General features: G+C 64.0%; 15 protein-coding genes. 5 read left to right on the top strand and 10 right to left on the bottom strand.

Going from position 1 to position 13,333, the window contains the following annotated elements; all coding sequences use genetic code 11:
• Positions 1-15: 15 nt before the first annotated feature.
• The 3 genes from HBF26_RS00200 to HBF26_RS00190 are packed head-to-tail and all read right to left on the bottom strand — an operon-like array spanning position 16 to position 2,690.
• On the bottom strand, positions 16-741 hold the full coding sequence (locus HBF26_RS00200; protein ID WP_167121905.1) for an enoyl-CoA hydratase/isomerase family protein: 726 nt from the start codon (positions 739-741) through the stop codon (positions 16-18).
• A complete protein-coding gene (locus HBF26_RS00195; protein ID WP_167121902.1) occupies positions 734-1,894 on the bottom strand; it encodes a CoA transferase in 1,161 nt (386 codons plus the stop codon). The genes HBF26_RS00200 and HBF26_RS00195 overlap by 8 nt, the downstream gene beginning before the upstream one ends.
• 22 nt (positions 1,895-1,916) lie before the next feature.
• The gene (locus HBF26_RS00190) at positions 1,917-2,690 is read right to left on the bottom strand and encodes an IclR family transcriptional regulator (protein WP_167121900.1); all 774 of its coding nucleotides are present in this window, start codon (positions 2,688-2,690) and stop codon (positions 1,917-1,919) included.
• Between the two features lie 246 nt (positions 2,691-2,936).
• Here HBF26_RS00190 and HBF26_RS00185 point away from each other — a divergent pair, with 246 nt between their 5' ends.
• Together HBF26_RS00185 and HBF26_RS00180 are read left to right on the top strand one after the other, a co-directional pair.
• Complete coding sequence (locus HBF26_RS00185) at positions 2,937-4,286, top strand: MFS transporter (protein WP_167121898.1); 1,350 nt, start codon at positions 2,937-2,939, stop codon at positions 4,284-4,286.
• Entirely contained in the window at positions 4,286-5,587 is a 1,302-nt protein-coding gene (locus tag HBF26_RS00180) for an OprD family outer membrane porin (protein ID WP_167121896.1), read from the top strand. The genes HBF26_RS00185 and HBF26_RS00180 overlap by 1 nt, the downstream gene beginning before the upstream one ends.
• Before the next feature lie 82 nt (positions 5,588-5,669).
• On the opposite strand, the gene HBF26_RS00175 is transcribed toward HBF26_RS00180, so the two are convergent.
• The gene (locus HBF26_RS00175) at positions 5,670-6,419 is read right to left on the bottom strand and encodes an SDR family NAD(P)-dependent oxidoreductase (RefSeq protein WP_167121894.1); all 750 of its coding nucleotides are present in this window, start codon (positions 6,417-6,419) and stop codon (positions 5,670-5,672) included.
• A gap of 77 nt (positions 6,420-6,496) precedes the next feature.
• Here HBF26_RS00175 and HBF26_RS00170 point away from each other — a divergent pair, with 77 nt between their 5' ends.
• A complete protein-coding gene (locus tag HBF26_RS00170; RefSeq protein WP_167121892.1) occupies positions 6,497-7,069 on the top strand; it encodes a TetR/AcrR family transcriptional regulator in 573 nt (190 codons plus the stop codon).
• 43 nt (positions 7,070-7,112) lie between these two features.
• On the opposite strand, the gene HBF26_RS00165 is transcribed toward HBF26_RS00170, so the two are convergent.
• The 4 genes from HBF26_RS00165 to HBF26_RS00150 form a co-directional block, all read right to left on the bottom strand.
• The gene (locus tag HBF26_RS00165; protein ID WP_240151143.1) at positions 7,113-7,880 is read right to left on the bottom strand and encodes an SDR family oxidoreductase; all 768 of its coding nucleotides are present in this window, start codon (positions 7,878-7,880) and stop codon (positions 7,113-7,115) included.
• On the bottom strand, positions 7,877-8,542 hold the full coding sequence (locus HBF26_RS00160; protein ID WP_167121890.1) for a peroxiredoxin-like family protein: 666 nt from the start codon (positions 8,540-8,542) through the stop codon (positions 7,877-7,879). Before HBF26_RS00160 ends, HBF26_RS00165 begins: the two co-directional genes overlap by 4 nt.
• Before the next feature lie 70 nt (positions 8,543-8,612).
• Complete coding sequence (locus HBF26_RS00155) at positions 8,613-9,383, bottom strand: enoyl-CoA hydratase/isomerase family protein (protein ID WP_167121888.1); 771 nt, start codon at positions 9,381-9,383, stop codon at positions 8,613-8,615.
• A gap of 32 nt (positions 9,384-9,415) precedes the next feature.
• Positions 9,416-10,054 carry a glutathione S-transferase family protein gene (locus tag HBF26_RS00150; protein WP_167121886.1) on the bottom strand — a complete coding sequence of 213 codons (639 nt, stop codon included), beginning with the start codon at positions 10,052-10,054 and terminating at the stop codon, positions 9,416-9,418.
• Positions 10,055-10,179: 125 nt separating this feature from the next.
• Here HBF26_RS00150 and HBF26_RS00145 point away from each other — a divergent pair, with 125 nt between their 5' ends.
• A complete protein-coding gene (locus HBF26_RS00145; protein WP_167121884.1) occupies positions 10,180-11,064 on the top strand; it encodes a LysR substrate-binding domain-containing protein in 885 nt (294 codons plus the stop codon).
• A gap of 11 nt (positions 11,065-11,075) precedes the next feature.
• Here the strand turns inward: HBF26_RS00145 and HBF26_RS00140 are convergent, their stop codons facing one another.
• Positions 11,076-11,765 (bottom strand): SDR family NAD(P)-dependent oxidoreductase, encoded by a 690-nt coding sequence (locus HBF26_RS00140; protein ID WP_167121882.1) that lies wholly within the window; start codon positions 11,763-11,765, stop codon positions 11,076-11,078.
• A 171-nt stretch (positions 11,766-11,936) separates the two neighbouring features.
• Between HBF26_RS00140 and HBF26_RS00135 the strand changes: the two genes are divergently transcribed.
• Complete coding sequence (locus tag HBF26_RS00135) at positions 11,937-12,896, top strand: LysR family transcriptional regulator (protein ID WP_167121881.1); 960 nt, start codon at positions 11,937-11,939, stop codon at positions 12,894-12,896.
• 10 nt (positions 12,897-12,906) lie between these two features.
• Here HBF26_RS00135 and HBF26_RS00130 read toward each other — a convergent pair whose 3' ends face one another.
• On the bottom strand, positions 12,907-13,293 hold the full coding sequence (locus HBF26_RS00130) for a DUF302 domain-containing protein (RefSeq protein ID WP_167121879.1): 387 nt from the start codon (positions 13,291-13,293) through the stop codon (positions 12,907-12,909).
• Positions 13,294-13,333: the final 40 nt, after the last annotated feature.

Below are 13,333 nucleotides of genomic sequence, written 5' to 3'. Positions count from 1 at the left end.
GTGTCCTCCGGTAACTTATTTGCCCAGCGCTTCGCGGTAGGCGCGCAGGCGGCCCTGCAGGCCTGGCCGTGCGGCGGAAGCGACGAGTTCGGCCATGTCGGCCGCGCGGGTGTCGGTATGGGTGACGCGGAAGAGCCGCGTGGTGGCGTCGTCGCCAAGGCCGCGGCGGGCGGTGTCCGCGCGCTCGCGTTCGGCGGCCCAACCGTCCGGATCGGCCAGCGCGGTGACAAAGCCACGCGCATGCGCCTCGGCGCCATCGAACGTGATGCCTTCCTGCAGCACCTGGCGGGCCCAGCTTTCACCCACCAGGCCGGCGAAACGACGGCTCCCGAGCACGAGGCCGAAACCCAGCCCTGGCATGCGGAAGGACGCATCGGGCGTGGCCACGCGGCGGTTGCATACGGCGAACAGATCGACGCCCGCACCGAAGTTTCGACCCTGCGCGAACGCCAGCGTGTCGTATTGGGCGTGGAACACGCGCTGCAGCAACTGTTCGATGCGGACAAAGCGCAGCACCAGGTCGCCGTCGCTCTGCGCGTCGTAGCCGCTGAAGTCGAACCCGGCGGAGAGGTTCTTGCCCTCGCCACGGAACACGACGAGTCGCGTGCCGTCGACATCCGCGGCGTCGAGTTCCGCGTGTAATGCCTCCACCAGCGAGGCGGAAAGCGCGTTCATCTTCTCGGGGCGATTGAGCGTCAGTTCGAGCACGCCCTCGCCGCGCCGTGCCAGCAACTCATCCATGGCCGGCCTCCACCGTGGCGGGCGCTTCGCCGAAGATCTCCGCGTTGTGCTCACCCAGCGCGGGCGGCCGGCGGTAGATCGGCTGGCCCCGACCGTCGAAGCGCAGGGGCGAGGCGAACGTACGGGTGACGACTCCCGAGGGCAGTTCGAGGGGCTGCACCCAGCCCATGAACTCGACCTGCTCGTCGGCGAGCGCGTCGCTGTAGCTGTTGATCGGGGCGCAGGGAACGCCTGCCTGGCGGAACATGGCCAGCACCTGCGGCACCGAAAGCGTCTCGAATGCCGATTCGAAAATCTGCTTCAGTTCGGCCTGGTGCTGCGCCCGCAAGGCGGTGGAACCGAACCGTGCGAGCCCGGCGAGTTCTTCCCGGCCGATGGCGGCAGCAGCCGACCGGAACAGCGCGTTGTTGCCCGCGGCCATGGCCACGTAGCCATCGGATACCTTGAATGCCTGATAGGGTGCGTTGCGCGGGTGCGCCGAGCCCAGCTTCACCGGATCGATGCCGCTGCCGAAGTACTGGCTGGTCTGCAGCGCCCCCACGGCGAGCGAGGCGCCGAACATCGAGGCATCGATATGCGTGCCCTTGCCGTGCTCGCGCACGTCGCGCAGCGCGCTGGCGACGGCGAAGGCCGCATACAGGCCGGTGGCGAAATCGGAAAGCGGCACGCCGCACTTCACGGGTGCGCCACCTTCCTCGCCGGTGACGCTCATGACGCCGGCCATGGCCTGGATGGTGAGGTCGAAGCCGGCTTCGCCCGCGCGCGGGCCATCCTGCCCGAACGCCGAAATGGAGCAGTAGACCAGCTTCGAATTGATCGCCGAGAGCGTGGCGAAATCCAGCCCAAGCCGCGCCATGACCCCGGGACGGTTGTTCTCGATGACGACGTCGGCACCGGCGGCGAGTTCGCGGGCGCGGGCATTGTCGTCGGCGTCCTTGAGGTTGAGCGCGACCGAGCGCTTGTTGCGGTTCACCGAGGCGAAGTTCTCGCTGAAACCTTCGCTCATGGGGGGCCAGGCGCGCATGCTGTCGCCGCCCTCCGGGTGTTCCACCTTGACGACGTCGGCACCCATGTCGGCCAGCAACATGGCGCAGAAGGGGCCTGCGGCGACGCTGCAGAACTCGACGACTCGAATGCCTTTCAAAGGCTGCACGTGGGGTACTCCTCAGGTAAGTTCAGGCGGCGGCCAGCGGCGGATAGCCGGGTTGCGAATAGCCGAGCGAGCGGGACAGGCCGAGCGCGGCTTCCATCACCAGTTGGCTGTATTTGCGGACGCTGGCGGGGCGCAGGCGTTCGACCGGGCCGGACATGCCGATGGCGGCCACGGGCATGCCATGCATGTCGAAGACAATGGCGGCGACACCGCCCACGCCCTCGCGCCATTCGCCGCGGTTCACGGCAAAGCCCTGGCGGCGGACGCGGCCGAGTTCTTCAAGCAGCGCGTCGCGCGAGGCGATGGAGCGCTGCGTGGGCGAGGGCAGGCGGGCGGGCAGTTCACGCAGCAGGGCTTCGCCCTGCCAGGCGAGCAATGCCTTGCCGGAGGCGACGCAATGAGCGGGAGCCCGGCCGCCGATGGTCGAATACGCGCGAACGGGTTGCGGCGATTCGATCTTGTTGAGGTAGATGACGTCCATGCCCTCGAGGATCGCGAGGTGAATGGTTTCCTTCGTCAGCCGCGCCAGCTGCTGCATGAATGGGTCTGCCAGTTGACGGACGTCGATGCGCGCCACCACGCCGCTGGCCATCTCGAACAGCTTCAGCGTGCACTCGTAGGTGCCGGCGACGCTGCCGGGCCGCACGTATCCCGCGGCGATGAGCGTCTGCAGCGTGCGGTGCACGTTGCTCTTGGTGAGCTCGAGCTCGCGGGCCAGTTCGCTGACCCCCCGGGGGGTGCGAGAGCGGGCCACGGCCTCGAGCACGTTCAGGCCCTTCAACAGGGTGGTATCCATCGTTCCAATATCCAAAACGGCGTTTCAAATAACCGTAAACCCGATTGGAAAACCCAGTCAAGCGATGCTGCATCGCATCAAAATAACCAACCTAATCAACGTATTACATACTGGAACGGCGCGAAAAAACCTGTTGACGCGTTCTCGGCAGCAGTGCTTGACTGTTTTACATCACGGCACGGCGTATCAAGATATGGAACGCGCTTAAGCCGTGTCATCCTGCAATCGTCTCGGGGAGAGAACGGCATGGCACAGGTGCAAGAAGGCGGCTCCAGCTTCGGCCGCGTGTTCAAGGTAGTCAGCGGCAACTTCCTTGAGATGTTCGATTTCATGGTCTACGGGTTCTACGCGTCGGCCATCGCCCATGCGATCTTCCCGAACGCAAGCGGCTACGTTTCCCTCATGATGTCGCTGATGACGTTCGGCGTCGGCTTCCTGATGCGCCCGGTGGGCGCGATCGTGCTGGGTGCTTATATCGACCGCCATGGCCGCCGCAAAGGCCTCATCGCCAGCCTCGCCATCATGTCGGTTGGCGTACTGATCATCGCCTTTACCCCGGACTACAAGACCATCGGTCTCGCGGCTCCGCTGCTGGTGGTCGTGGGCCGCCTGCTGCAGGGCTTCTCGGCCGGCGCGGAATCCGGCGGCGTCTCGGTGTATCTCGCCGAGATCGCACCGCCCGGCAAGCGCGGCTTCTACGTGGCGTGGCAGTCCGCCAGCCAGCAGGTGGCCGTGATCTTCGCCGCCGTTCTCGGCGTGGTGCTACGCTTCTCGCTGAGCGAGGAACAGATCATGGCGTGGGGCTGGCGCATCCCGTTCGTGATCGGTTCGCTCATCGTGCCGCTGCTGTTCTATATCCGCCGCACGCTGCAGGAAACCGAATCGTTCGAGAAACGTGCGGCGACGCATACGCCGAGCCTGCGCGATATCTATGCCGGCCTGCTCAGGAACTGGAAGATCGTGCTGAACGCGGTGATGCTGGTGACGCTCACCAGCGTGATGTTCTACCTGATTACCGCCTATACCCCGACTTACGGCAAGGAAGTGCTGAACCTCACCGCGCGCAATGCCTTCGTGGTCACCGTGTGCGTGGGCATTTCGAACTTCATCTTCGTGCCGCTGATGGGCGCGGTATCCGACCGATTCGGCCGCGTGCGCACGCTGACCACGTTTTCGCTGGCGGTGGCCATCACGGCTTACCCGGCCATGGCGTGGCTTGTGGCCGAGCCATCGTTCGGCCGCATGCTCGCCGTGTTGCTGTGGTTGTCGTTCCTCTACGGCGGCTACCAGGGCGTGATGGTGGTGAGCCTGACCGAAATGATGCCGGCGCATGTGCGCGCCAGTGGCTTCAGCGTGGCGTATAGTCTGGCCCAGGCGATTTTCGGGGGCTTCACGCCAGCGGTGAGCACTTACTTGATTCATAGCACGGGCGACAAGGCCATGCCGGGCGCGTGGCTGGCGGCCTCCGCGGTTATCAGCTTCTTCGGCGTGTGGATGCTCCACCGCAGCGGCGCCCCGGTGGGGAAGGGTAGGCAGGATGCGACCGTAGGCCAACCCGTCGCCAAGCACGGCCCCGTCGCACGGGTGGCCCACTGATGCGCCGCCGGATCCTCGCGGCCGCGACGTTCGCCTGTCTCGTCGCCTGTGCCCACGCGGACGACTTCTTCCGCGACGCCAAGGTCGATGGCGAGGTGCGCCTCTATCGCTTCGACCGCAACTACGACAACCCCACGAGCAAGGATCAGTTCGCCAATTCGCTGACGGGCCTGCTCACGGTGCGCAGCGGCAAGGTGGACGGCTTCAGCGCCGTGGTCACGGGGTTCTCCGCGCATTCGTTCGGCACGCAGTCGCACGACAAGGGGCGCATCGATGCCTCGCTGATGGGCCCGGACAATGTCATCGACGGCTTCAGCCAGGCCTACGTGGAATACGCGAACCGCTGGGTGGTGGTCCGTGCCGGCGACCAGTACCTCAATACCCCGTGGATGGGACTGTCGGATTCGCGCGTGGTGCCGGCGTCATACCAGGGCGCCACGCTGGACTTCAAACCGGCGAAGGGCTGGGATATCTACGCCATCCGCACGCTGCGCTGGAAGAGCCGCACGTCGGACGGTTACAACGACGACAACGTGTACTACCCGTCCACGTATCACGGCGACAGCATGTACGGCAACAATGGCTCGCTGCCGTCGTCGGCGCGGTCGCAGGATGGCACCACCGCGCTGGGCAGCACTTATGCCGGCCACGGCCTGAAGGCGCAGGCGTGGTACTACGACTTCGAGCACTTCGGGAGATTGGGCTACGTCGATGGCATGTACACCTTCGACACCGGCACGCTGCTGAAACCCTTCATCGGTGCGCAGTTCGTGCGCGAGACGACAGGTTCCGACAACGTCATCGTCGATACGCACACGAAGATCACCGGCGTGGCCGGCCAGCGCGTGGACGCTTCGGCGCGGGGCGTCGACGCCGGCGTGGGGGTGGGCAAGGCGAAGTTCGATGTCTCGTACAACAAACTCGACAGCGACCGGAATGCTGTCGGGGCGGGCGCCATCATCTCGCCCTATACCAACACCTACGCCACCGATCCGCTCTACACGACCTCGATGCTGCGCGGCCTGGTGGAGCAGGGCCCCGGACACGCCTGGAAAGCACGCGCGCAGTACAGTCTGCTGCACGACGATCTGCAGCTGATCGCATCGTACGCGCACTACGACACCGTGCTTCGCGGCACCAGCCACGATGTCTACGTCGACATCGTATGGAAGCTCGACAAGCTGCTGAAGGGGCTGCAGCTACGCAACCGGTGGGAGCACACCGTAGGCGGAAAGAACAACCTGAATCCAGGGAACATGCCCTGGACGAACAACCGGTTGATGCTTAGCTATCGGTTTTGAGTCGGCTCGCCGCCGGACCTCCGCGCGGGGAAGGCGTGATGGATCGCCTCCCCCGCACCGTGCGGGACGTGGCGTGCCAGGATCAGACGGCGACCAGTCCGCCGTCCACCACGAGCTCGGCGCCCGCGATGTAGCTGCTCTGGCTCGATGCGAGAAAGAGCACCGCTTCTGCCACTTCTTCCGTTTGGCCAATGCGGCCGAGCGGAATGAGTTGGTTGAACATCTCCTCCGCACCCGGCCGGATGTCGAGATAGCCGCGCATCAGCTGTGTCTCCGTGCCGCCGGGCGCGACGACGTTGACGCGGATGCCGCGATCCCTCAGGTCGGACGTCCAGCTGCGGGCGAAGGAACGCACCGCCGCCTTGGTGGCGTTGTAGAGCGACTGCCCCGGAAACCCCTTGGCTCCGGCCACCGAGCCGTTGAGGACCACCGTGCTGCCGGAGGCAAGCAACGGCAGCGCCTTCTGCACGGAGAAGAGCAGGCCACGGACGTTCACGCCGAAGATCCGATCGAAGTCCTGTTCGGTGATGTCGGTCAGGGGAAGGGCGTCGGAGTCCGCCGTGCCCGCGTTCGCGAAGAGCACGTCCAGCTTGCCGTGATCCTGGCGGATGCGGGCGTAGAGGCGGTCCAGATCGGCCGGATTCGCCACATCGCCCTGAACGCCCACAGCGGCATCGCCGAGTTCCGCCACCGCGGCGTCCAGCCGGTCCTGCCGGCGTCCGGTGATGTACACACGCGCGCCTTCCGCGATGAACGCCTTCGCCGTGGCGAGGCCGATGCCTTCGCTGGCGCCGGTGATGGCCACGATCTTGCCCTCGAAACGCTTGTTCATAGGAGCCCTTTATATAAGTGGAGGATTGCTCCATTTAATATATGGAGGCATCATCCGCTTTGCAACCGGGACGTTCCATGACCGAAGCCATCCAGCAGATCGACGAGACGCCGCTACGCGCCGACGCGGCGCGCAATCGCGAGCGCATCCTCACGGCGGCGGACGCGGTGTTCTCCGAACGCGGTGCCGACGCGTCTCTTGAAGACGTGGCAAAACGGGCGAAGGTGGGGATCGGCACCCTCTACCGCAGGTTCCCCACGCGTGAAGCCCTACTCGGCGCGCTCTGCGACGAACGATTGCTCGCGCTTGCCGCCAACAGCCGCACGCGCGACGACGTGATGGACCCCGGTACCTCGCTCCGCGCGTTCATGATCGAACTCGTGATCCACGCGAGCCACTACCAGGGGCTGGCCGTGCAGCTCGGCACGGTGCTCAAGAGCCACACCACGGGATGCCACGCAGGCACCGCGGAAGGGCAGCGCCTGCTGCAGCGTGCGCAAAAAGCCAAGGCCGTCGCGAAAGACGTTTCCTTCGACGACCTGCTTTGCGTCATCACGGCGATCTCGCTGGCGGTGGAGCAGGGCGGGGCCGTGAAGTCGCGGGTGACGCACCTGGTCGACTTGTTTCTTGGCGGGATCAGGACGCGCTAACGCGGCGCGGCGCGGCGATGCGTCAGGGCCGTTTGCACGTCCCTCAAAATGCGGCTCGGCCGAGTGAGGCACCACCGTCGACATGCAGGGTCTGCCCTGTCATGAATCCCGCTTCCTCTGTCAGCAGGAAAGCGATGGTCGCAGCGATCTCTTCGGGTTTCCCGAATCGTTGCATCGGCACGCCCGAGAGGTAGCGTCGCTCGCCGTCGCTGCCTGGGGGATTGTTGGCGCGGAACAGTTCGGTCTCGGTCGGACCCGGCGCCACCGCATTGACCGTGATGCCCGTGCCCGCCAATTCGAGCGCCCAACTACGCGTAAAGCTGACCTTTGCAGCCTTGGCTGCGGCATATGCGGTGCGATCCGGCATGCCGAGGATGGTAAGGCTGGACACATTGACGACGCGGCCCCAGCCACGTGCTTTCATGCCGGGCAAGGCCGCCTGCATGGAGAGGAGGGCAGGGTGCAGGTTGACCCGCAACACTTCGTCCAGGGCAGACAGCGTTACGTCGGCCAGTGGCGCAGGGCGGACGAGACCGACGTTGTTGATCACACCGTCAAGCGGAATGCGCTGCGCGATGTCGTGCAGCGTCGAGCGGGTGGCGTCATCGTCACCCAGATCGACCGGCACGAAGGTTCCCGGGAAAGCATCTGGCGCACGGCGCGCCAGGCCTATGACGTGATGGCCGGCAGCGGCGAGCCGCGTCGAAAGTGCAAGTCCGATGCCCTTGCTGGCGCCGGTGACGAGAAAGGTACGTGACATGAGGGCTCCTGTGCCGCTCACCATGGGGCGAGCGGCATTCGCGTTGATCAAGCGGCGGCCTTGCGAATCGCCGGCAGCATCTCCGATGGATCGGGACGACGGGTGTAATCGGGATTCACTTCGGCATAAACGATCGTGCCGTCCGGCGCGATCACGTAGCGTGCCGGCATGGGCAGCGTCCAGCTCGGATCGCCATTGAACGCAGGAAGATCGTTCTTCAGCGACTTGTACAGTTCCACCAGGTAATCCTGCATCGTGAAGCGCAGCCCGAACGCGGCAGCGACCTCGTTATGCGCATCGGACAGAATAGGGAAGGTGACCGCGTTCTGGCGCGCCGACTTGCGGCTGTTCGCAGCGACCTGGGGCGAGATGGCCACCAGGCTTGCTCCAGCCCGGAGAATATCCGGCAGCGTGGCCTGCAGCGCTTGCAATTCCATATTGCAGTAGGGGCACCACACCCCGCGGTAGAACGTGACCACCAGGGGACCTTTGCGCAACAGATCGTCGGACGATACCGGGTTCCCGTCGGGATCGTTGAGCGTGAAAGCGGGAGCTTTGTCGCCCGCTTTCAGCGCCTTGTGCGCAGCGCCGGAGGCTTTCAGTTCGGCGGTGGCGCGGTGCATGGTCTCGATGACCGAAGGGGGCACGTTGTAGGGTGGCTTGCCGGCCTCGAAATCGGCCTTGAACGCGTCGAGTTTGTCTTGCAGTGACATGGGAATTCCTTGGAAGAGACCAAACGGGAAGGAGCGGCAGGTTGCCCGTGCGGCGAACCTGCCGATCGGATCAGGCAGACGGGCTCATCGAACGCGCCACTTCGGCCGCGCTGATACCTTCAAGGGCCAGGCCATAACCGGCGCCCTCGTCGATGATCCGGCGCAGCTTCTGCGTGAGTGCGATACGGGTATAACGGCTGGTGAGCGGAGGCAGCTTTGCCAGTTCCGCGGCAATTTCATGCGCGCGGGCCAGCAGTCGATCGGCCTGCACGACTTCGTTCACCGCACCCCACGCCTGCGCGGTGGCCGCGTCCAGCTTCTGCCGCGTGAGAACGAAATAGCGGCCGCGCACGCTGCCGATGACCTCCGGCCACAGCAGGTTCACACCGTCGCCGGGCACGATGCCGAAGTCGAAATGCGGCTTGTCCTGAAAGACCGTTTCCGGCGTGGCCAGGACGATGTCGGCAAGCAGTGCGTACTCCGAGTGCAACAGCACCGGGCCGTTGAGCGCGGCAATCAGCGGCACCTCGATGTCGAGGAGATTCATCAGAACCTTCTTGCCTTCGCGGTAGATCTTGTCGTAACCACGGGGCGTGAAGAAGTCGAAACCTTCGGGACTGATTTCGTCCATGAAGGCGTCCCCGGTGCCGGTAAGGATCACCACGCGGTTCTCCGGATCGCTGCCAACGTCATGGAAGAGATCCACGAACTGTTCGTGCGTGTGACCGTTGAAGATCAACTTGCCTCCATTGGTGTGCAGGGCAACTTCCAGTACGCCCTCCGGCGAGCGCGTAAGACGGGCGTTGGGATAGGCATTGCGATAGTCGGCGAAGCGGGACATGGCTGTTTCCTTGGTTGGGAGCGACAGAGGGTTCAGGCGGATGTGGCGAGCGCGTCGATACGTGCGATGGCACGCTGTACGGCAGGTCGCTGTTCGACGCCGGCGTACCAGCGGGAAAGGTGCGGGTAGGCATCCAGCGATATGCCCGCGAACGCGCGGCGCCAGAACCAACCGAAATGCGCGATGTCGGCAATGCTGTAGGCTTCGCCGGCGGCAAACCTGCGTTCGGAGAGCAGATCGTTGAGCAGCGCGGAAACGCGCTCGGCTTCGGCGGAGAAACGCTCCTGGGCTAGCGGTTGCGGCTCTGCGGCCAGCTTCGTGAAGAAGCCCGCATTGCCGAAGCTCGGGCTGAGGGCCGATGCGTGAAAGAACAGCTGCTCGAATACTCTCGCGCGTTCTTGGCCGGAGCCCGGTAGCAGTTGCCCGTGGCGCTCGGCGAGATACACCAGAATGGCGGCCGATTCGCTCAGCACGAATGACTCGCCTGACGCGCTCTCCGTATCCACCAGCACGGGCACCTTGGCGTTGGGATTGAGCGCGATGAAACTCTCGCGCTTCTGCTCGCCCTGTTTCACGTTGACCGGGTGCAGGGTGTAGTCCAGCTTCAATTCTTCCAGCGCAATCAGCGCCTTGATGCTGTTCGGAGTGGCGTAGGCGTAAAGCGCGAGCATGAACGCGATCCTTGTGGGAAGCAGGCGGGGAGACCCGCCGGGGCTGTTGGAAGAGATTCTGAATAGCGCCAGGTCGGAATGGCAGATACCATGTGGAGATATCTTCTATTCCCGAAAGGAATAAAGTGGACCGATGGCTTGCGATGACCACGTTCGTGCGCGTGGTGGAGGCGGGTTCGTTCTCCGGAGCGGCGCGTGTGCTGAAAGTCGGGCAGCCGGCCGTGTCGAAAACGGTGGCGCAACTGGAGCAAAGGCTTGGCGCCAAGCTTCTGCTGCGCTCCACGCACGGATTGACACCGACAGAGGCAGGCCTGCGCTTTTACGAACGTTCGCGCATTGCCATCCAGGAGGCCGACGAGGCCGAACTGGCTGCAAGGGGCGCCGGCTCGGGGTTGTCGGGGCGGCTACGCGTGTCGGCGGCCCCCACGTTCGCTCGTCTCCATGTCATTCCCCATCTACCCCGATTTCTCCAGTCTCACCCGGACCTGGATGTGGACGTGGTGCTCGACGACAGGATGATCGACCTGATTGCCGAAGGGATCGACGTTTCGTTGCGGATGGGAACCTTGTCCGATTCGAGCCTGGTGGCACAGAAGCTGGCGTCGTCACGGCGCTCCGTACTGGCGACGACCGAATACCTCGCCCGTGCCGGAACACCGTGCGTGCCCGCCGACCTCGTCGACCATGAAACGGTCTTGTACAGCCAGACCAACAACACCTGGAGCTTCAGCCGCGACGGGGTGGAGGCTTCGGTACTCATACGCGGGCGGGCCCGTTTCAGCGCGGCAGAAGGCATTCGCGCCGCCGTCCTCGCGCACATGGGGCTTGCCATCGCGTCCGACTGGATGTTCGCGCCGGAACTTGCCGACGGCAGCGTAAGGCGCCTGCTGGAAGACTGGACACTGCCGGATATCGAGTTGTGGGCCGTTTTCCCCACTGGCCGAATGGCCACGGCAAAAGCACGCCAATTCGTGGAGTTCGTTCGGAATGTGATGCTGGAAAGCGACTGACGTCTGGCAGATTACCAAGGCAACGTGTTGTCGAAGCGGTCGACATAACGAAGACCGGGGCGACCATGGTTCTTTTCCAGCATGTCGACCAAGAGCGGAATGGTTTCCTCGATGGTGTAGGTGGCTTCGTCTCCGCCCATGTCGGTCTTGATCCAGCCCGGGGCGACCACGAGGATGGCGCGGCGGTCATCGGGTCGGCGAGAAGCAAAGCACTTCATCAGCATATTGAGCGCGGCCTTCGTCGAGGCGTACAGGTCCCAGAAACCCCCGTTGTTGGTAATGCTGCCCAGTTCCGAAGACATGGCCCCGATCGTTCCATGGGGCGCAACAAGGCTTTCGAACAACTCGATGAAACGCATCGGACTGAATGCATTGACAAGCATCATGTCTACGAAGTCCCGTTCGGGTGCCGTGCTTGCGGACGAGGTGATCGACTTCGCGATCCCCGCGTTGACAAAAAGCATATCCAGGCGATGGCCATCGAGACGGTCGCGCAAAGCACGGACACTGGCCTCGTTGGCGATATCAACCTGCTCTTCTTGCAGTGTCGCCGGAAAGCGTTTCTTCAGATCGGCCAGCGCAGGGGAGGGGCTACGTACGGTCGCGATGACGTGCCAGCCGCGGGTGCAGAATTCTTCCGCCAGGGCCAGACCCAGACCGCGTGAGGCGCCCACGATGAGGATGCTGTTCTTGTGATTCATTGATGATCTCTCCAGATGTCCAAGGCGCACTGTGCATCTATTGAATTCGTGACTGAAGCGAATTCATGGCATTAGACTCGTGACTTCAACGCACGACTTGTACAGTCCGCCAGCGCGTTAGAGTCGATGGCAGGGCGCTGTTCCGCGAGTGCCTCGTCTGGAGAGAGAGTGATGTCGTTCGATGGTCGGTTGCTGGGTGGAGTGAGCCTGTTGGCGGCGGTTGTCGAGGCCGGGAGTTTTGCCAAGGCAGCCGAACGCATGGGCATGTCGCCTTCGGGGGTGAGCCGTTCGATGGCTCGTCTCGAAGCGAGGGTGGGCATCCGCCTGCTCGACCGCAACACGCGGTCGCTCCGGCTGACCGCGGAAGGGAGGCATTTTTATGACGAGGTCATGCCTCACCTGGAGGGGATCGAGATAGCTGCCGGTCGCGCGTCGAAGGCGGCTCATCGAGTGGAAGGGCGTCTACGCGTCAACGTCGACCCATTCTTCTCCGCATTGGTCATGGCCCCGCATCTGCCGGCCTTCTGTCAGGATCATCCCGACCTCCAGATCGAGGTGTTCACCCGCGAAGCGATCGGCGACCTGGTCTCCGACGGCATGGACGTGGCGGTGCGTTTCGGACCCCAGCCCGACTCTTCGCTTGTGGCACGGCGCCTCCTTGAAACAAGGATACTCACTGTGGCTGCCCCGTCTTACCTGAAGCGACGGGGCACACCGGCCAAACCCGCAGAGCTCGCAATGCATGATTGCCTGCAGTTTCGTGACCCACAGACGGGTCATCCCTTCGGCTGGGAATTCCATCGAGGCCGGACTATCCAGCCGGTGGTTACGCGAGGACCGCTGCTCCTGACCGACGTGAGTACGATGATCGCCTCGTGCGTCGCCGGCGCCGGTGTCGCCCAGTTGATGTCCCTGGGCATCCAGCCGCTGCTGGATTCCGGGACGCTCGTTGAATTGTTTCCGGACTGGCCGGACGAGATGTTTCCGCTATACGCGATCTATCCATCCCGCCGGCATCCCGCGGCGAAGGTACGCGCGTTCCTGGATTTTTGTGTGAGGATCACGGGCGACGCAGTGAGTGAGGGTGGCCTGCGTTCTGCCGGGGCATTTCAAAAGGGCAGGGGGCGGTAACCGGCGAAGGTCAAAGCGAATCGACGACCTTCTTCAGCTTGTCGCGAACGCCCGCTGCCTTGGCCTCGAGCCGAGGATTGGCGATGGCTTGCATCGATGCCACCGGATCGATCGCGGCGACTTCGGTCGTTCCATCGTCCATGGCCTGCACCACGACATTGCAGGGGAGCATGGTGCCCACCTTGTCTTCGATGGAAAGCGCTTCGTACGCAAGATGAGGGTTGCACGCGCCCAGGATGCGGTAGGGACGAAAATCGACATCGATCTTTTTCTTCAGCGTGTCCTGGACATCGATGGTCGAGATGATGCCGAAACCCTCTGCCTTGAGCGCCTCGGTGACATGCTGGATGGCCTCGTCGAAATCGAGATCGAGCTTCCTCGCGAAGTAGTAGGTCATGGTCGTCTCCGGCTGTGTGGCAGGAATCTCCCGGCAACCG

Origin of the sequence: Luteibacter jiangsuensis (genome assembly GCF_011742555.1) — a bacterium.
Classification (GTDB): domain Bacteria; phylum Pseudomonadota; class Gammaproteobacteria; order Xanthomonadales; family Rhodanobacteraceae; genus Luteibacter; species Luteibacter jiangsuensis.
The sequence above is the reverse complement of the archived record's forward strand: the minus strand, read 5'-3'. Positions and strand labels throughout refer to the sequence as shown.